This window comes from Rosistilla ulvae, assembly GCF_007741475.1.
GTDB lineage: Bacteria > Planctomycetota > Planctomycetia > Pirellulales > Pirellulaceae > Rosistilla > Rosistilla ulvae.
This window is the reverse complement of sequence record NZ_CP036261.1, coordinates 2,727,678-2,747,557: the sequence shown is the minus strand read 5'-3', so window position 1 is coordinate 2,747,557 and position 19,880 is coordinate 2,727,678. Positions and strand designations below refer to the sequence as shown.

Annotated in this window: 14 protein-coding genes; 5 read left to right on the top strand and 9 right to left on the bottom strand. The window is 58.3% G+C overall.

What is annotated here, in order from left to right; all coding sequences use genetic code 11:
- Window positions 1–198: 198 nt before the first annotated feature.
- The 8 genes from EC9_RS09845 to dgoD form a co-directional block, all read right to left on the bottom strand.
- A complete protein-coding gene (locus EC9_RS09845) occupies window positions 199–1,050 on the bottom strand; it encodes an alpha/beta fold hydrolase (protein WP_145344530.1) in 852 nt (283 codons plus the stop codon).
- Between the two features lie 109 nt (window positions 1,051–1,159).
- Entirely contained in the window at window positions 1,160–1,975 is an 816-nt protein-coding gene (locus EC9_RS09840) for a haloacid dehalogenase type II (RefSeq protein WP_145344527.1), read from the bottom strand.
- A 104-nt stretch (window positions 1,976–2,079) separates the two neighbouring features.
- On the bottom strand, window positions 2,080–2,826 hold the full coding sequence (locus tag EC9_RS09835; RefSeq protein ID WP_145344524.1) for an SDR family oxidoreductase: 747 nt from the start codon (window positions 2,824–2,826) through the stop codon (window positions 2,080–2,082).
- A gap of 813 nt (window positions 2,827–3,639) precedes the next feature.
- Complete coding sequence (locus EC9_RS09830; protein WP_145344521.1) at window positions 3,640–4,353, bottom strand: hypothetical protein; 714 nt, start codon at window positions 4,351–4,353, stop codon at window positions 3,640–3,642.
- Window positions 4,354–4,501: 148 nt separating this feature from the next.
- On the bottom strand, window positions 4,502–5,830 hold the full coding sequence (locus tag EC9_RS09825) for an MFS transporter (protein WP_145344518.1): 1,329 nt from the start codon (window positions 5,828–5,830) through the stop codon (window positions 4,502–4,504).
- A 39-nt stretch (window positions 5,831–5,869) separates the two neighbouring features.
- Window positions 5,870–6,790: a dihydrodipicolinate synthase family protein gene (locus tag EC9_RS09820; RefSeq protein WP_145344515.1), complete on the bottom strand. Its 921-nt coding sequence runs from the start codon at window positions 6,788–6,790 to the stop codon at window positions 5,870–5,872.
- Window positions 6,774–8,168 (bottom strand): alkaline ceramidase, encoded by a 1,395-nt coding sequence (locus EC9_RS09815; RefSeq protein WP_145344512.1) that lies wholly within the window; start codon window positions 8,166–8,168, stop codon window positions 6,774–6,776. Before EC9_RS09815 ends, EC9_RS09820 begins: the two co-directional genes overlap by 17 nt.
- A complete protein-coding gene (gene dgoD, locus EC9_RS09810) occupies window positions 8,168–9,346 on the bottom strand; it encodes a galactonate dehydratase (RefSeq protein WP_145344509.1) in 1,179 nt (392 codons plus the stop codon). Before dgoD ends, EC9_RS09815 begins: the two co-directional genes overlap by 1 nt.
- Window positions 9,347–9,503: 157 nt before the next feature.
- Between dgoD and EC9_RS09805 the strand changes: the two genes are divergently transcribed.
- The 5 genes from EC9_RS09805 (at window position 9,504) to EC9_RS09785 (ending at window position 17,116) form a co-directional block, all read left to right on the top strand.
- Window positions 9,504–10,388 (top strand): GntR family transcriptional regulator, encoded by an 885-nt coding sequence (locus EC9_RS09805; RefSeq protein WP_145344507.1) that lies wholly within the window; start codon window positions 9,504–9,506, stop codon window positions 10,386–10,388.
- A gap of 10 nt (window positions 10,389–10,398) precedes the next feature.
- Entirely contained in the window at window positions 10,399–13,704 is a 3,306-nt protein-coding gene (locus EC9_RS09800; RefSeq protein ID WP_145344505.1) for a PSD1 and planctomycete cytochrome C domain-containing protein, read from the top strand.
- A gap of 24 nt (window positions 13,705–13,728) precedes the next feature.
- Window positions 13,729–15,183, top strand: a complete 1,455-nt coding sequence (locus tag EC9_RS09795; RefSeq protein ID WP_246106046.1) for a DUF1501 domain-containing protein — start codon at window positions 13,729–13,731, stop codon at window positions 15,181–15,183.
- A 265-nt stretch (window positions 15,184–15,448) separates the two neighbouring features.
- Complete coding sequence (locus tag EC9_RS09790) at window positions 15,449–16,444, top strand: DUF1559 domain-containing protein (protein ID WP_145344503.1); 996 nt, start codon at window positions 15,449–15,451, stop codon at window positions 16,442–16,444.
- Between the two features lie 216 nt (window positions 16,445–16,660).
- Complete coding sequence (locus EC9_RS09785; RefSeq protein ID WP_145344501.1) at window positions 16,661–17,116, top strand: hypothetical protein; 456 nt, start codon at window positions 16,661–16,663, stop codon at window positions 17,114–17,116.
- A gap of 102 nt (window positions 17,117–17,218) precedes the next feature.
- On the opposite strand, the gene EC9_RS09780 is transcribed toward EC9_RS09785, so the two are convergent.
- Window positions 17,219–19,753 carry a protein kinase domain-containing protein gene (locus tag EC9_RS09780; protein WP_145344493.1) on the bottom strand — a complete coding sequence of 845 codons (2,535 nt, stop codon included), beginning with the start codon at window positions 19,751–19,753 and terminating at the stop codon, window positions 17,219–17,221.
- Window positions 19,754–19,880 lie beyond the last annotated feature (127 nt).

Below are 19,880 nucleotides of genomic sequence, written 5' to 3'. Positions count from 1 at the left end.
TCCCCAGATCAAAAGCTCAATTGCATTTTGATGCTCTGCGCTCCCACACAATTCCTCCTAAATTCTGGCGTTATCGCGTACCGATCGTTGCCACCATTCGCATGCGAGATTCGCTCAGGCGGCTCGGCGTGCGATCGGCATTGCAACTCGTCGACTCGCCGTTCGTTGGACGCACGATTCACCTTCACGGGCCATCCATCAGACCGATTCGTCCAAGAATCCTAACACCGCTTCGGTGAACTCTTGGGGAGCGTCTTGGGGTACCCAGTGGGAACAGTTTTCGATCGCGCGGAGTTTCGCATTGGGCATCTCCTTGACCAATTGTTCGGCTGTTGAGACTGGCTGCCAGCGATCATCGACGCCCCACAGCAGCAACGTGGGTTGTTTCAATAGTTTTATTCGTTCGGTCAACTTTGTCGTATGGTTGGTGTTCAAGCTTGCGGCGTTGCGGACCAAACTGATGATTCCATCGCGTTGCAAATAGGGCTTCGAGATCCCCGTACGAAATTCGTCGGTCAATCGGTCTGGTCGCGACAGTCCAACCTTAAAAGCCTCTTCCAAGAATTGCTTCACGTCCGCCGGTTCCATCTTCGCGTTGCGAGGATGTCCCAGTTTGAGCATTTCGTCGATAGGCCAACTGTCGTACGCGACGCTGTTGGAAAGGACCATCGTGCGGACGAGATCGGGCGACCGATCGGCCAATATCAACGCGACACCGCCGCCAATATCGTGAGCGACAAAGTGGGCGGCGGGGATGTCGAGCTCCGCGAGAAAGCGTTCGACCATGTCGGCTTGAACCTCGATCGACCGATCGAATCGATCGCGATGGTCGCTGAATCCATATCCGAGTAAGTCGGGGGCGATCACGCGGTAACGCTGCGACAGCGGTTCGATAATCTCGTGGAATAGGAACGACCAGGTAGGAATGCCGTGCAGCAGCACCAACGGTTCGCCGGCCCCGACGTCGGTGTAGGCGACGGTCACCGGTTCGTCGATGATCCCGTCGAGGGTGATTCGCTTCTGACGTTGTTGAAAGGTTTGAAAATTCATGTTGGAACTCCTGTCGCAAGGTTAAGTTTTTTGAAACGCCGGTGCGTTGACGATGTGACGGGAGCGTGCAGACACGATAGCCTTCACGAAGAGGATCCACGAAGCCTCGCTACTTTGCCGCCGCCACGGGTTTAGTCTTCTGCAAAACTTGCACCAGTTCGGCCAGATCTTTGACGACGTAGTCGGGATCAGGGGCGTTGGGATAAGGCGTCTTGCCGGGGCGAGCGACGAAGGCGGTTTGCAGCCCCACGTTGGTCGCTCCCGCGATGTCCCACGCATGCGCGGCGACCATCAGCACTTCTTCCGGTTTGACACCCAGGTCTTTTAGAACCATGCGGTAGGTGTCGGGATGTGGTTTATATTTTTTCAAAGTCTCGACCGTGTATCGCTTCTCAAAGAACTCGGTCAGCCCTGCATTTTTGAACTGCGTCTCGACTCCGGCTGCCGATGAATTGGTGAGACTGACGATCTTGTATCCCGACTTCGAAAGCGAAGTGATTCCCGCAACGACGTCGGCGTGAGGTGGCAGCGAGCGAAGCGGCGTGACGATCGCCGTTTTGGCAGTGTCGTAGTCGAGGTCGATACCCTGTGTCTTCGCCACCATCATCAGCGCCGCGGTACCGATCTCACCGAAGTGGTGGTAGTTGTCGGTTAGCGTTTCGACCAACGAGTAGTGCAACATCGTCGAAAACCACAGCGGCAACAGGTCTTCGCGCCCCCCCAGGGCCTTGCCGACGGATGTCTTTAGCGGAGCGAGATCGAGGAGCGTTTCGTTGACATCGAAGATGATGACTTTGGGCCTGGGCAGTTTCTCGGTTGCCGCGTTCGGATCCTTGCTGGTCGAGGCTTCTTGAGCGCGTGTCGTGTTACTGGTAAGTGCCAGTGCAACGATCGTCAGCGCGATGGTGGATAGTGTTCGTTTCATAATGGTGCCGTGAGTTCTTGGTTAGGTTTGGAAAAGGAATCGTGTTTGGATCGAGGCCCGTATCGGAAACGCGGAGCCATTTGTTTTTTTGGGGAGCAATCGTTTTAGGCGGGGCTTTCTTCCATGTCCGATTCGACGACGTTTTCGGCGAAGCTTTGGTAGGCGCCGCCAATTTGTTGGGCGACGGGGTCGGGCCATGCGTGGAACCGTCCTTCCGCCAGGGCGTTGAAGATTTCGGTCGCTACCGACGATGGCGACGCGGATTCGTCGAATCCGGCGGCAGCTCCCATGTCGGTGTCGATCGGGCCGGGATGGACGCTGACCACCTGGGTACCTTGGTCGCGCAGCGTTTCACGCAGTCCTTGCGTGATCGAATAACTGGCAGCCTTCGATGCGCAGTAGGTCGCGAAGTTGGCAAAGGTCTTGACCGACGCGACGCTGTTGAGTTGCACGATCGCCCCGCCGCCATTGGCTTTTAAGACGGGAGCGAACGCTTGGGCGACGCGGATCAATCCGTAGACATTGGCGTTCATTTCAAACTGCAACGATTCGATCGCATCGGCAGCGACTGCGGACGAAGTTTTCAGTACCCCCGCATTATTGACGACAGCGTCGACATCGGTTGCGTTTTCAGCGGCCGCGGTGATCGATGAGGGATCATCCAGGTCGATGCGAATCGGAACAACCTTGTCGCCATGTTCGGCGACTAGTGGTGCCGCGGATTCGATGTTCCGTACCGCCGCGTAGACCTTGGCGGCTCCGCGCTGCAACGCCTCTTCCAATATCGCTTTACCGATGCCACGATTCGCCCCGGTAACTAAAACCGTTTTGTTCTTTACGTCAAATGTCATCTGATCTCTTCTGAAAAGGAAAGTTGCTTGATCTAATTGGGATTCTTGTGAAGCTTAAAAAAATGAAAACGTTTGCCCCTCTTCTAACGCGAGTTTCAGGAGGGGCGAACCAGAGAATTGTCGTTCGGTGAGGAGCGTCGCTGCGGATTCATCGTGTTGAGTACGTCGTTCGGCCCTCCCCGAAAAACTAGCTAAACGCTCGTTTTCCGACCCTCCCAGCTCCGCCGGGCGGGTGAGGTCTGTCGGTCTTCACCCTCTTCAAACGCGAGTTCGAGGAGGGTCGAACTCGCGAAGCGTCGTTCGGGGAGGAGCGTCGCCCCGCTCCCGGTGAGTTTGATACCTCGATCCGGCATCTCCTCAGGTGCTCGCCTCGGGAGCGGACTGGATCGTGTGAACATTAAAGTCGGCCATCTCCGTATCTCCTTTGTTTGGACTGCTCAGTCCAGACCCGCTGAAAAAAAACGAGGGACCCTCTCTTTTCTCTGCGTTGTCGCCTGCGGTTGCGGCGAACGCGTCTCGTGTTACCAATTCACTCTACGGGGTCTGTACCGAACGGTCAACACTTTTGGCTCGCTTCCCGTAGCGTTTGATTTGAACAGACGTCGCCGAGGAGCCAGCGACAGCGGGACGCAAAGTGCCTGCAATCGCTCGTGAAAATTGGGGCTGAGCTATCGGCGAACGCTCTTTTTAAACGGGAAAGATTTTCCGAGGCGGCAGAAGACGGTTCCCAAGTGTCTCGCGTCAGCATCGCTGTTTCGACCATCGGTCTTTTAACCTTCTCTTCACGCCTGGCGCCGATTGGATTCGACTTTTCTAGGCCAACACCATCGCGTGAAAGCAAAACGATCCGAACAGCGAGATCAGCAGCGATGCGATCAGGTAAGCGATCGTTGGCTTTGTTCCCAAGCGGATGATCCAGGTGCCCAAAAACAACTGTCCCACGGTCAATAGGACCGGTAGCCAGGCGAGATCGTGGAAGTTGTGTCCCAGGCCGCTTGCGATAAATCCCGCGGGAAGCAACATCGGAAGGCCAGCGATCAGTCCCAGCAGCGCCTGGCCAATCGCGATCAGATTGCCATCGCTCGCGACCCAAGCAAAAGGCAGATCCATGCAGCCCAACATCGCTGCGGCAGCCCATCGATATGGCCGATATCGAACGACGAACCAGAGCAGGTGAAGGTAGGTGGCACCGCACAGGAGAAGGCTGATCGCCATCGGAAAATGCAACATTCCGGCGAATCCAATCGCAACGAGCGTCGTGATCAGAAGCAGGGTGCGCGTTTGAAAGCGGACCGTGGGGGAAGGGGCTGGATCCGATCGGAGCGGTAACCACGGCAAGCTGCAACAGGCCGTCACCCCGGCAATCGCAAGGGCCAGTGCAAACTGACCGACCAAAGGGGACATCCGACTCTGGTCCGATTCGGTCCATTGATAGAACCAAGGAATCGCCCAACCTAGCAGCCCCGCCAGGACGACCAACAGCGCATAGCTCCAAGTCGGCGCGAGCATCTTTTTTGAAGTCTCCATCGGACCATTAGAGCCCTCGCGACCGCAATTGTTGCGATCGATGGAGAATGATTTTCAAAAAGGTTGGTGTCTTATACGGGACACTTCGCGTCGACATCCCCGATCAATTGCCGCGGAACCTCGCGCCCCTCTCCTCATGCCAGCCGAATCACGCGGTTGCGTCTGCGGGCTGGGCGATCGCGTCCGGAGCTGATTCGGGTGGTGGAGAGGGGGAGCGTCCGTGGGGAGCGACTAGTGCCCAGCAGACGCCGCCGAGGAGATAGATGCCGGCGAACAACAGCAGCACGAGATTCCAGTTCGCGGTCCATTCGAACAGCATTCCGACCAGGACGGGACAGGCGGCTGCGGCGAGGTTGCCGCTCATGTTGACGAGTCCCATCAGCTGCGGAACCTTATTTCCCCCAAGATCGATCGTCGATGCAAACGTCGGCGGCCCCGCCAAAGCTGCGAAGAATGAGCCTAGGGAGAGCAACGCGATCGCCAACGAAACGTCGCTGACCATCCACGCACTGAGCACCAACAGACCGCACATGGTGAGCGCTATCGATCCCATTCCGCTGCGGCTCAGTCGCTGCGATCCGGTCCGACGCCAGATCCAATCGGTGATGATTCCTCCCGACAAACTGCCGGTCAGCGTGCCGCAGAGGACCAGACTTTGCAGGAAGCCCGACGTTTCGATCGAGACGCCGCGAGTGGCCTGCAAGAACGTCGGAAACCAACTGGCAAAGAACATATATCCCGAAGCACGGCAGATCTGTTGACCGCACAAAAAAACGATCGCGGAGATCCGCGGCGGGACCAGGGCGCCCTGGCGTTCACCAACGGCAGCAGGGGTGCCGTCGGATCGCTGCGTCTTGTGTGCGTGGATCAGTTTCAGTTCTTCGGCGTTCACCTTCTCCAATTCTTCGGGGCGATCACGAAACGAAATCGCAAATCCGGTCGCCCAGGCGATGCCGGGGAGCGAGAAGAGGATGAAGACCCATCGCCAGTCGATCGATTGCAGCAGCACGCCGGTCAGCCCGCTGGCGGTGATCGCGCCGACTTGCATCCCGGCGCACAAAATTCCACAAGCCAAGGTTCGTCGCGACATCGGAAACCAATGGCCGATCGAATTGCAAGACGCTGGAAAGATGCCCGCTTGGGAAATCCCCATGACCAATTGGGCGGCAATCAACAGGCCAAACCCCGGGGCGATGCCGAGGGCAAACGCCGCGATCGACCATCCGATGGCAAACAGAGTCAACGCGAAACGGGTTCCTCGTCGCTGCGCGAACCAACCGCAGGGAACTTGGAATAAGGCGTAGCTCCAGAAAAACGCCCCCAGAAACCATCCCGATTGCTGCAGCGTGAGGCCCAGATCCTCGCGAACGGAACTCTCCGCCACGCCGATCGCATTGCGACACAGATAGGCCAGCCCCGCCGCGATGGCCAGCCAGGACATCGTGCGATAGCGGATTTTAGTAGGCTGCTGCAGCATTTTAGGTAGGCCGTCGGGGAGGAGGGATTCGATCGCGGGCTATAACACGTCCTGGAGTCGATCGAACAGTCGGTCGACTTCCGCCGCCGTCTCGGCATCGAGAGTCCAGCCGACCGGTTGGCGTTGCACCGTATTCTTGAAGATTCCACGGCGAACTAGCAGATGCTTTTCGATCGCCAAGAATCCATCGAGTCCGGCCGACAACTGCAATGCGACGATCCCGCTGATCGGCAGCGACAGCTGATAGATCCGGTCGTCGTCGCCCGCTTGCAGGGCGTTCCAGAGGGCAACGATTGCGTCCAACAGATCGGTGCCAGGCATCGTGCCGACGATTCCGCGTCGGTAGCAATCGACGAGGTTGATCCCGCCGGAGCCTTCAAAAATCTGCGCCTTCCCCGCGGTCGCATCACGCAACCGGGAGAGGTTCGGTCCCAGCGGGCTCGCTTCGGGTTTAAACAAAATCCGATCGGCACCAAATTGTTCCAACAGCTTACGGTAGACACCGATGTCGATCGCGGAACCGACGTATCCCGAAGCGTCTTGAACCACCAACGGGATCGAGATGCCGGCAGCGATCGCGGCGAAGTAGTCGCGGGTGGCGGCGCTGCTCAGGCTGGTCGATATCGGCGGGATCGCCATCACGGCCGACGCCCCCACCGATTCGGCATGCTGGGCCAGTTCAACAGCGACCGGTGTGCTCTCGGCACCAACACTGACCACCGACGTGCCGCGTCCCTGGGCTGCCTTGCAGACATGTTCGACCAGTTCGCGGCGTCCCCGTTCGCTGAGTCGCAGGATTTCGCTGACCATCGCCACAACAATCCCATCGGCTCCCGTGTCGAAGGCCCATTGGATCTCGCGGTCGAGCGTTTCGAAATCGAATTCCCCCTGCTCGGTGAAAGGAGTTTGCAAGACGGGAAGCACGCCGCGCAGCAGCGTTTCGCTAGCGGAGGATGTCATCGATTTCCTGGGTTAGAGTTTCTAGAGTTGCTTCCAAGCAACCACGGTCGAATGGGGTTTGCCAAACGGCATAGACATCTTTGTCGTACAGATCGGCTGGCGGCAGATAACCGATCGTGCCGTTGATCAGATTCATGCAGATGATCGCGTTATTGGGGAATCGCTTTCGCAGTTCGCGCTGCAACATCGAATAGGATTCGCAACAGCTGCCGACCAATACGGCGTCACCCATCCGCCAAATGTACAACGGCAGCGCGTACGTCTTGCCATCGCCCAGGCGGAGTCGGACGTCGCGGCGACGAAGCAGCCGTTCCTGCAACGTGCGGTCGGTGCAAGCGATTCGTTGTGCTTCCAGTTCCGCCGCTGATGGCCAGTCCTTCAACGGCAGATCGACCGATGATTCGACGGCCGCGAGTTTTTCAGAGGCCTTCCGCGGCTGGTGTCGCCATTTCGCTAACGGGGCTCCCGACGTGACGGCCCCTTCAAAGGCCAGTTGTGTTCCGGCGGGCTCCATTCCGGCGAGAGTCGACAACGCGGCATATCCCAATTCGCGTCCGTGCCCATCGGCGACCGCGGTGTCGCCGACATATTGATAACGGGGTGCTTGATCGCCGCAGGCTCCCAATAAAAAGACCGCGGGAGCACCTGTCGCTTGCTGGATTGTTTCGCGCATCGCGCCGATGTAATCGGGCGAGATCGCCGTGTTTTCCCAAGCCAGCGTGGTCGGGTGGCAGGCGTAGTTGACGATCGTTGCTCGCAAGTTGCCCTGCGCGTCGGTGATGCGCCCCAACAGCAGCGTTCCATCGGGTTGTCCCTCGGGATCGAAGCCGCACAAAAAGTGATCGCCGTCCGATTCGGGATCGGGGAGATCGCGGGTCGTTGCAAGTCCGCAGTGCCCGGTCTGCCATTCAAGCGTCGCTTCGCTGGCATCAGCGAAGGCTTGACGGACCGTGGCGACAGCGGTTTCCAAAATGGAATCGATCCACGGTTTGGTCAGTTCCATTCCGGGAAGCGGATCGGTCGATTCCAGCAGCGGCGGACCGGCGTGCGTGTGCGTCAACGCGAAGATCAGTTGCGCACTGTCGAGCGAAAACTCTTCCAACAACCGCTGTTGAAAACGAGGGAAGAGTTCCGGCGTTCGCCACCAACCGAGGTCGGCATCGATCAGCACCAATGGCGAATCGCCCGACAGCGACGCGATCGTCGTGGCGGTCAGCGTCAACGAGCGGTGGATCGAATCGGCCACATCGTGCGCCGCCGCCCCCCAGTTACGGGAATAGATCCCGATCGGTGGCGTGATGTCGTTTAGCGCTATCCCGATGCGTCCATGAAACGCAGCGTGGTGGAAGGTGGGAGCTGTCTTAGGTGAATCAATCATTACCAATCTCCTACGGCGCCGTCGGAATAAAAGACCCGTTGAGCCAGTTCTTGCTGGAACGGATGTTTGCGGATTTCATCTTCGTCGACGGTAACGCCCAATCCCGGTGCGGTGCCGGGCGTGACGGTCCGCGTCGCTTCATCGACGACGTAACTCTCTTGAACGACATCGCTTCGCCAAGGGACGTCCTGGTGGACCGCTTCGCAGATGATGTAGCTAGGCTGCGAGAATCCGAACTCCAGCGAAGCCGCCGTGCTGATCGGACCCTGCGGATTGTGCGGAGCCAGTGCGATTCGATACGCGTCTGCCAACGCTGCGATCCGGCGGGCTTCGGTGAAACCGCCGCAGTGCGTCAGGTCCAATTGGCAGATCTCGCAACCGCGTGCCTCAAAGAGATTGCGGAATGCGGCCAGATGAGTCAGTCGTTCGCCGGTGGCAATCGGAGTCGTTACCGCCGCGTTAATCGCCGCCAGCGAATCGAGGCTCTCCGGCCAACAGGGCTCTTCGAAAAAGTAGAGTCCATACTGATCGAGCGCCTTGGCGAATTGCATTCCCATCGCGGGGGATGGGCGGGCGTGGCAGTCAACCATGATGTCGATGTCGTCGCCGACCGCTTCCCGCATCGCGGCAACGCAGGCATCGGCCGCCTTGATCGCCTTCAAACCTTCGACGGGCATCGTCGGTGGAACCGCCATCGACTTAAACGCGCTAAAACCGTCGGCAACGGCTTGCTGCGCCAGATCGGCAAACTGGCGGGCATTGTCGACCGGCGTCTCGTAAAAACTCTCCAAGTTGCCGCCGCCCAGATGGCAATACATCCGGATCGAATCGCGAACCGGCCCGCCCCACAGACGATGGCATGGCACGCCGTGCACCTTGCCAAGAATGTCCCACAGCGCGAGGTCGATCCCGGAGATCGCCGTCGAACGAACCACGCCGCTGCCGTGCCAAAAATGCTGTCGCCACATCATCTGCCACAGATGTTCGATGCGCGTCGGGTCCTCGCCGATCAACAGTTCGGACAGATCTTGGATCGATCCAACCACACCTCGAGTGTGCCATTCGAGTGTGGCTTCCCCCCAACCGATCAAGCCAGGTTGGTCGGTGATTACTTTGACGAAGATCCAATTACGCATCCTTGCGTGACAGACGTGCGTTTCGATCGCGGTGATTTTCATATTGTTTTTCCAGCTACTAAAGTCCTGCGAGGCCAATATCATCCAAGAATCCTTCACCGGGAATTTACAGTCTTTTCACCGGGAGCACGAATTAAATTTGTTTTTGTCTGACAATGTTACTTGCGTTTGTCACCAATGACAAGTATCGTTCTGAAGTATGTCGATCACTGATTTCATTCGAAACGATCTAGCACTGCGACTGCGATCCGGACGCGATCTCCCGGCGCAGCTGACGCTCGATTCGTTGGCGGAACTTTATGATGTCAGCTTCACTCCCGTGCGGGCGGCGGTTGCCGACCTGATCGATGAGGGTTTACTGAGGAAGGGAGCGAACCGGCGGCTCGAGGCGTGTCCGCTGGCCAACGCCCTGAAAGAATTCGACCAGTTGACAGAGGCTCCCAAGCCGCCTGTCGATCCGTCGGAAAAGATCGCCGACGATTTGGTGCTGTTGAGTCTCGAAGGAAAATCGGTCTATTTGCGCGAAGAGGTGACGGCGGAGAAATATTCGCTCAGCCGTTCGGCGATCCGGAACATCCTGCATCAATTAGCTGGCGAAGGGATGTTGGACCATATCCCGCGCCGCGGTTGGCGTTTGCGACCGTTCTGTCAAGACGATTTGCTTGCGTTTATCGAGGTCCGCGAAGCGTTGGAGCTGAAGGCGTTGCAGTTGGCGCGTCCGCGGCTGGACAAGCAGCAACTGCAAGCGATCCTGGAACGAAACACACCGCCGACATCGACAACCGATCGCGTCCCCGTCGACGAATCGCTACATGAATATTTGGTCGCGACATCGAACAACGCCTACATTCGCGACTTTTTCGAACGCCAGGGCCGGTACTTCCGACTGCTATTCCGTTGGGAAGATAACGACCGATCGGCAGCCCTGGGAACACTGAAGCAGCATCGCGACGTGGTGCAAGCGTTGCTTGAAGAGGATTGGGCAGCCGCCGAAGCAGCCCTGTCTCACCACATCCGATCGAATCACCCGGTCTTGATGACCAAACCACCCACCGACGGTCTCCCGCCCCCCGCCCCCAAGTAGAGAGGCAACTATGAAGCTTGCTAGCCGAATCTGCACGACGATCATCTGCCTGACGGTGGTTGCCCAAGCGAGCCTTTTCGCGGACGACAACCAAGTCGACTACGAAACCCAAGTCAAGCCGCTGCTTCGCGAGCGTTGTTACGCTTGCCACGGAGCGCTGAAGCAGGAAGGAGGCCTCCGACTCGATACCGGTGCCTTTATGCGCCAAGGTGGCGATTCGGGTGCGGCTGTCGATTTGGAAGAGGATCCCGAATTCAACCTGCTGGTCGAGCGGACGGCTGACACCGATCCGGGCTCGCGGATGCCGCCGGAATTCGAAGGCGAACCGCTCTCGGCCGAACAGGTCGACCTTCTGAAACGCTGGATCGCGGCGGGTGCCGATTCGCCAGCCGACGAGGCCCCGGAAGCCGATCCCGCGCAGCACTGGTCGTTTCAACCGCTCGCCCGTCCCGACGTTCCAGTGGTCGACGATGCGAACTGGGGTCGCAATCCGATCGACGCCTGGATTGCTCAAGGCCATCAAGAGAATGAGCTAAAACCACAATCCGAGGCTTCGCGCGTCCTGTTGCTGCGCCGGCTGTCGTTCGATCTGATCGGGCTGCCCCCCAGCAGCGAAGAGATCGCAGCGGTCGTTAACGATCCGTCTTCGGACTGGTACGAAAAGACTGTCGACAGGTTATTGGACGACCCACGCCATGGCGAGCGTTGGGCGCGACACTGGATGGACAACTGGCGCTACAGCGATTGGTGGGGGCTGAATGCTCAACTGAGAAACAGCCAACGGCACATGTGGCATTGGCGCGATTGGATCGTTGAATCGCTGAACAATGACGTTCCCTACGACGAGATGGTTCGCTTGATGTTGGCGGCCGACGAGCTTGCTCCCGATGACCCTGCCAAACTGCGGGCCACCGGATTTCTGGCTCGCAATTTCTTCATCTTCAACCGACACACCTGGATGGACCAAACGGTCGAACATGTCGGCAAGGGCTTACTTGGCCTGACGATGAACTGCGCCAAGTGTCACGACCACAAGTTCGATCCGATCGGACATGACGACTACTACAAGATGCGGGCATTTTTTGAGCCCTATCTGGTTCGCTTGGACAACGTGCCGGGTGAATTGGATGTCAACAAGGATGGCATCCCACGCGTCTTCGATGCGCTGGTCGATGCGCCGACCTACCTCTTCATTCGTGGCGACGAAGCTCAACCCGATAAGTCGAAGGCGATTGCTCCCGGCGTGCCGAAGATGTTCGAGTTTGAAGAACTGGCGATCAAGCCCGTCGATCTGCCACCGGAAGCTTGGCAACCGGCACGCCACCCCTGGGTGTTGGATGACCATCTTGCCGCCGCACAAAAGCGTCAGCAAGCGAGCCTGCCACGCGTTGAAAAAGCGACAACGGCCCTGGAAAACGCACGCAAGATAGCCGAAGGGGCAGGCCCCGTCGAGGAATCGACCACACCGTTTACTCCTATCGTCGAAGACTTTGCGACGTTCGACGATTCGCGTTGGAAACTGGGAAAAGGCGAATGGGATCATCAACCGGGGCGCGTCAAGCAGACGATGGATGGGCACAACCGGTCGGTCTTGCAGTTGCTGGAGAAGCCGCCTCGGGATTTCGATGCCAGCATTCGTTTTCGAATTCACGGAGCTGGTGGATGGCGATCGATTGGCATCGGATTCGACGCGCCATTCGCCGCCGGAGATTCACTCAATCAATCGCGACAATTCGTCTACGCGAGTGCGCACGCTGGTGGTCCGAAGGTTCAAGTCTCTTATCTCGACAATGGCAAATCGAATTACCCTAGCGACGGGCGTGCACCTGCGGACATCCAGCTGGAAACCGATTACACGCTGCGGGTTCAGGTTCGCGGAAATCTGATCAACGCCTCGTTGAACGGCGAACCAATGGTTGCATCTCGAACCCCTTCAGCTCGGGTTGATGGCGCGATCCGGTTGGTCACGTTTGACGCGATCGCGTCGATTTTGGAATTCAAGCTTTCCGCATTGTCGGCCGACGTCAAGCTGCGTGAGTCGAGTGGGGCGACCAGTGTCGATCCCGTGGTCGCAGCGGAGTTCGAACTTGCGCTTGCGAAGGCCCAGGCCGCCGTTGCCCAGGCCGATTGGGAAAGCGTGCAGGCTCGCGCTCAAGCGATGCGGACCTCTTGGGAATCCGACGATGCTGCCGCGATCCGGGAACATGCGGTCGCCGCGATTCGGGCGGAACGGGAACATGCGGTCGCAAAGGCACGCGCGGCGGTGACGGCCGAACAGGTGTCGGTCGCGCGAGCAAACGCCGACAAATTGAAGGCGGCGGAAAAGAAGCTGGCCGCTGCGAAGAAGACGCTTGAAAAAGCGGAGGCGTTGGCCAAGGCGGAAGTCAAGGATTCGGATCAGTTCACGCCGCTGAAGGGAGCGAAGTGGACTCCCACGCGGTTCCAATTCACAGGCAAAGACGACCCCGAGGTTGAGTTCCCTCAGCAGAGCACGGGCCGGCGAACGGCGCTGGCGCGTTGGATCACCGATCCTCGCAATCCGCTGACCGCTCGCGTCGCGGCCAATCACATTTGGACGCGGCACCTGGGACAGCCATTGGTCGCTTCGACGTTCGATTTCGGTCGAAACGGTAACGATCCGACACATCCCGAACTGCTCGATTGGCTTGCTTCGGAACTGATCGATAGCGGCTGGAACATGAAGCACCTACATCGCTTGATCGTCCTCTCGAGCACCTATCGCATGGGCTCCTCCCTGAACGGCATGGAGGACCAACTGGCAAAAGATCCCGACAACCATCATTGGTGGCGAAGGGTCCCGATCCGGCTGGAATCCCAAGCCGTCCGTGATGCTGTACTGGCCGTTGCCGGGACGCTGGACGAGACGATGGGAGGGCCATCGGTGCTCCCCGCCGATCAAGACAAATCGCATCGCCGCAGCTTGTACTTCTTCCACAGCAACAACGAGAAGAACCTGCTGTTGAGCATGTTCGACGAAGCCTCGGTGGCCGAGTGTTACCAACGCGAACAAAGCATCGTTCCGCAACAGGCGCTTGCGCTTTCGAACAGCGGTCTGGTGCTTGAATCGTCGCAACAGATCGCCGCTGCAATCGCGGCCGACCATCCTGACGATGAGGCCTTTGTTCGACAGGCTTTCCTGCTGCTGTTGGGGATCCAGCCGACAGCTCAAGAAATTCAAGACTGCCAATCGGCGTTGACCGCCTGGCGAGAACTGCCCGAGGGAAGCAACGAATCGGCCCGCGGTAATTTGATCTGGGCGATTATCAACCACAACGACTTTGTCACGCTGCGTTAACCAACGTCTATCGAGAGAGGACCAATGAAAATGAATAAGTTTTTCAACGGCCATGCGCCGCGTCGTACGTTTCTTGCCGATATGGGCATGGGTTTTACTGGCTTGGCTTTGGGAGCGATGCTGCAACGCGAAGCGGGCGGTCACGAAGCCGCTTGGTCGCCGCCGACTGGCGAGCCTCACATGCCGCCCAAAGCGAAGAGCGTTATTTGGTTGTTTATGAATGGCGGTGTCAGCCAGATGGAGAGCTTCGATCCGAAGCCGATGCTGACGAAATATGCCGGAAAGACGATCGCCGAAACGCCGTTCGCCGACACGCAAGATCCCGAGAAACTCGCCCTGGCTCGCGTCTCCGCCCCCGATGGGAACGGGAACCAACGCAACCAATTGTATCCGTTGCAGATGGGATTCAAGAAACATGGTGAAAGCGGAATCGAGGTTAGCGATTGGTTCCCGCACATCGCAAAACATGTCGACAAGCTGGCGGTTGTCCGGTCGATGTATACGACTGACAGCAACCACGGCGCCCAAACGCAATTTCATTCGGGACGCCATCTGAACGATGGGAATTACCCGACGTTAGGCGCTTGGGTGCATTACGGCTTGGGGTCGTTGAACGAGAACCTGCCGCAATTCATCTCGATCGGCAAGCGGGAGTATTGGAACAAACGGGACGGACATTACCTGGGCCCCGCTCACGACGCGGTCCCGATGCGCGTCGACCCCAACAATCCGTTGGATTTCAGTAGCCCAGAGCGTCCGTTCGCGCGGTCGTCGCAAGAGATCGGACAGGATCTGATCCAACGACTCAACAATCGACGTCAGTTGGAATACCCGAACGATCCAGCGATGGCTGCCCGAATCGCCTCGTATGAGCTTGCCTTCCGGATGCAGAGTTCGATTCCGGACGTCGTCGACTTCTCCCAAGAGACAGCTCAGACGCAAGCGATGTATGGAATCGACAAACCGCACTCGCGCGAGTTTGGAATGCAGTTGCTTGGCGCCCGACGGCTTGTCGAGCAAGGTGTCCGATTTGTCCAGATCCAGCACGGCGGTGGTGGTGCGGGGGCATGGGATGCGCACTCCAAGTTGAAGCCCAACCACACCAAAAACTCGCTCGCCGTCGATCAACCGATCGGAGGTCTGTTGGAAGATCTCGAACAACGTGGTCTGTTGGACGAAACGCTTGTCGTCTTTGCCACCGAGTTCGGTCGCACCCCTGGATCCCAAAAAAGCGACGGACGCGATCACCACATCTATGGCTTCTCCGTTTGGATGGCCGGTGGCGGACTGAAACGTGGCGTTGTTCACGGCGCGACCGACGAGATCGGATTCCATGCCGTGGAGGATCGCCATTACGTGACCGACATCCATGCCACGATCCTGAAACAGTTGGGACTCGATTCCCGAAAACTTGAAATCCCCGGCCGCAAACGACTCGAGATCGATCACGGTAAACCGATCGATCAGATCATCGCTTAAGTCGAAATCGACGGCTGAAATCCCTGCCCATTGAGTGGTGCAGACGCTCGCGAAATTGAACGTCTGTCGTAGTTTCATGATTGCGACAGCCGTTCCAGGCTCTCGTTTTAGACTCACAGGTGTCGGTTCAACGTAGAGTTGTACTGGCGTCGGTTTCTGATTGGCTCACAATTTTTGTGAGCTGCTTTTTGATGGAACGATCCTTGGGAAACGTTCCGTTTCAGTTGGTTGTTTTTTAAGTTTTCTCTATGCAAAGGAAAATGCCATGCGTCGTAATGTAAGTAGGGGCTTTACGCTCGTCGAACTCCTCGTCGTGATCGCGATCATCGGAATCTTGGTTGGTCTGTTGCTTCCCGCGGTCCAGTCGGCGCGCGAGGCGGCTCGCCGAATGCAATGCTCGAACAATCTGAAGCAACTCGGATTGGCGTTTCACAACTATCACGACGTCCATCGAGCGATGCCGATCGGATCGCTTGGCCTTCTGATCCATGCCTGGACCGTTCCAGTCCTACCATTCGTGGAGCAACAATCGGTTTACGACAAATTGGAAATTGGCCTGTCCCGCGGCTTTAGCATCGGTGGCGTGAATGCTAACGTCGTCGACAACTGGACACCCGATATGTTCTGGTGCCCTTCGAGCGCTGCGACGCCGATGCACTTGCGTGTCACTGCCGGGGACGACTCCAAGATGGCGACGATGTCGTATATCGGCATCTCGGGTGCGCCGACCAGCGCGACCAACAGCAGCGATCCAACCGGTATGGGACGCTGCATTAGCGGATCGGCTGGGTATGCGTGTGCCAACGGAACAATGATTCCCAACGACAGTGTTCGCTTTCGCGATCTGACCGATGGGCTCAGCAATACCGTGGTGATTGGCGAATCGTCGTCGTGGGGCGAGACCACATCCGGGGCGCGAACTGAAATTCGTAGTTCTGCGGAATGGGGTGCCTGGGCCGGGTCGGCTGCAGACACGACTCCACCCAATAACGACACTTTTTATAAGTGGACCAGCAACCCGTATTGCCGGCAGATCACCTCGATGCGTTACCCTATCGGTACAACGCTGCAATTGAGCGGATCGGGCGGGAACCACCGCGACGGTGTCAACAACGCTTTGCATTCGATGCATCCCGGCGGTGTCCAGGTCACGCGTGGTGATGGCGGAGTCGGATTTCTTTCCGAGACCATGGAGTTCCTGGTGCTGCGTAATCTCTGCATTCGCGACGATGGCAACGTAATCCCCGGCGACGTTTTCTAAACCGTCCCGCAAATCAAAACGCTCTGCTGACGGTTCCTTTGACCGTTGGCCGTGCATGCCCAAAAAAGCTTCCGACGCGGTGCTCTCCCGAAAATGATGAGCACCGCGTTGGTTCAAGATCTAAATCCTTTCCTTATAGGCAAAATCACGCGACTTCCACGCGGATCGATTTCCTATCGACGTTTCGCATTCGTTTCCCATCGTACGTAGAACACAATGAAATCCCAATCCAAGAGTCTCATGACGACCTTTCCAGTGCTTCAGGCACGAGTCCTCGGAGCGGCTTTGTCGCTGGCCCTTCTGCTCACCCTAGGTTGCGGTGAAAACGATCCACGAACCGCCGCCGTGTCGGGACTCGTGACGGTGGACGATCAACCGCTCGACAGCGGAAACCTCTTGCTGCTATCCGAATTGGGAGAAAGCGGCGGCGCGGAATTAAACGCAGACGGAACCTATACACTCACCTGCACACCAGGGACGTATCACGTCGCTGTGATGCCGCTCGCCGTGGAAGTGGGCCCCGACGGAACGCCAACGAATCCGGAACAAGCGAACAGCGCGATGGAGATCCCCCAAAAATTCCAGGACGTCGGCAGCAGCGAATTGATCGTAGAGGTCGCCGCCGGTGAAAACACTTTTGATATCCCGCTGGCATCAACGCCTGGTCGCTAACCCGATCGGTTGCACATGTCGCTCGAGCAATGATCTAGTTCGTGGAAACACCACGATCAAGGCTCGAGCGACCACTGATCGAATCGCGCCGTCCAACAGTGACTAACGCATCGTCTTGTCGACCCACGCACGCCAAGTTGGCAGGTCAGCTTCGTCGATCATCGGTTGTGGCAGCGGCGGGACGCGTTGCACGTGGCCGGTGTTGGGGTCGTGGACGCCAACCTTGAGCAATCCGTTGGCATCGACTTCCAAAACGGCTTCCAACGGCGTTTCGCTACTGTGTTCGGGCAGATGGAAATTCCCCAACGATCGCCAGGCGTCTCCCTGCCAACCGGCCGATTCGATCAGCGTCAGCGCAGGGCGTTGCCCGGGCTGAGGTTGTAACAAGCGACGGGTCTTGCGAGCGGGCAGCTTGGTCGATCGTGTCAACACCGGGACGGTTCTCGGTCGCATCCGTTTGCCATCCCGAATCAGCAGGCCCAGGTCGTGGGAACAGCATGAATGAGGCGCGGGAAAGACGTGCGTTTGTCCCGGCAATTCCCCCATCACTGCCGACGCCGCCCCGGCGGCCAAGGCGGGGCGATCGACGGCGATAATCGGCACCTGCGAACCGATTCGTCCGTGCAGCACTTCGGTGATCTGCGGCATCCGCGTCAACATTCCGACCGTTAAACAATTGCTCAACTGGGTCGGATCGATCCCCGAATCATGGAGCGCTTGGCCGATCATGCCATTGAGATGGACCAACAGGTCGCTGCAGGCGGCACCGAACGTAGCCCGCTTGAGTGTCACCGTCGCAGCGCGACCCTGCAGCCGGAAATCGAGGTCGGCCTGCGGTTTGATCGACAACTGACGCAGCGCCTTCTCGCACGCCAATTGCAAACTGACGGCATCCTTCAGTTCTTTGCGTGGGTCGAGTCGCAGCCGACGCAAACAATCGGTCGCCGCCAAATCGACCACCCGTTGTTGCCACGTCAGCAGGCCGAGATTCCAATCGCCGACACTGGATAACAACTGCAATCGCCCACCAACATGTCGAACGACCGAGATCTCCATCGCCAACCCTGTTACCGAGGCGACCAACCAATAACAAACCTCCGATGGTTTCGGCGGCGGTAGGGCCGCATGCTCTTCGATCAACTGGCTCTGCGCCGCCGCCAGCGGGCGATCGATCAAGCGGATCGAATCGAAGCCGGCAACCTGCGCCGCTTGCATCGTGCTGCGTCGCCGCGCCTGGTCGTAACAGGCCGGGACGGTAACAGCCACGACGGCGGGGCGGCCTTTCAATTGCCAAGCGTTGCGGGCTGCATGCCGCATGATCATCCCGATCGCTACCTCGGGAGGGCACTGGCGATCGCCGATGTGGCGATCCAATTTTGTCGTCCCCAGATACAGCTGCACGCAATGGGCCAAGCGGTGCGGCGTCTTGGTTCGCAACTGGATCGCGTCCCCCCCAAAGATCGTCTGTTCCTCGCGGGTTGTCGCCACGGCGGACTGCAGCAGCGGTTGCTGGTTGCTGCCGGCATTTCCCATTCGAATTGGTTGCCCCGCTTCGGCCATCGCGGCAGCGACATAAAACATCCCCACATCCAACCCCAACACGCTCGAACGCCCGACGGCCGTGGTCGGTTCGACGCCATCGGTCAATTGTTCGCTGGGCAACGTCAGCCGCGCTCCGGTGTCGGTCCAATCCGAAAGCGTCGCCCCGGCGGACCATTCGTCGAGATCTTCGAGCACTTCGGCCAGCGAGCTGTAGCGTCCGTCGAGCCGTTTGGCCAACATCCGTCGAAGCACTTGGTCCAATCGCACGTCGACATCGGGTCGCAGCGCGAAGAGATCGGGAAGCGGTTCGTCGCGGTGCGCCCGCGCCTGTTCCAAAATCCCGCCTTGATACAGCGTCCGCCCCGTCAACAGAAAGAAGAAGGTCGCCCCAAGGCTGTAGATGTCGTTTCGACGATCGGGGTTCGAAGCGTCTTCGATCTGTTCGGGAGCCATGTATTCGATCGTTCCGACCAACCGCCCCCGTCGGCCGTGAGTGCCCGTTTCCGAACCGATCGTTGCCAGCCCGAGGTCCAGCACTTTAACGACCTCGTCGGGCGTCAGCATCAGATTGCTCGGTTTGACATCGCGATGGACAATCCCCGCCCGGTGAGCGTGCTGCAAACCGGTGGCCGCTTGGCGAATCAGGTCGACGGCGAGGGAAAGTTCCAACGGTCCCGATTCGCGGACGATCTGCGTTAACGTCGCCCCTTCGACATACTCCATCGCCAGATAGTGCTGATCGCCTTTGTGCCCAGCGTCAAATGCCGTCACGATGTTGGGATGCATCAAACGGGCGGCGGCGCGGACTTCGGTATAAAACCGCTCGACAGCTTTCTGGTTCTGCATCCGGCTCGGCGGCAGAGTCTTTAACGCCACCGTCCGTTGCATCGGCCGATGCATCGCGTGGTAGACACGCCCCATTCCTCCGGAACCGATCAACCGTGTGAGGGTGTAATCGCCGATGTCGATCGGAAGCGGAAGTTCCTGATTGTCCTCCGCGACAGAGAAATCCGATTCGTGCGGATCGTGAGCGCTGGCCGCATCAAGGTCCTGCGTAACGTCAGATTTCGGCCTTGATTTTGGTTTTTCAGACATGGCTTTGCTGTGGAGGAACCTGGCGGATCAGCCGGGTATGCCTTAAATCTTAAGCGTTATCGACATCGGCACGCTATCTGGGAGACCACAATGCAATCGAGAATGGTCAAGCTTACCGATCGTTCCG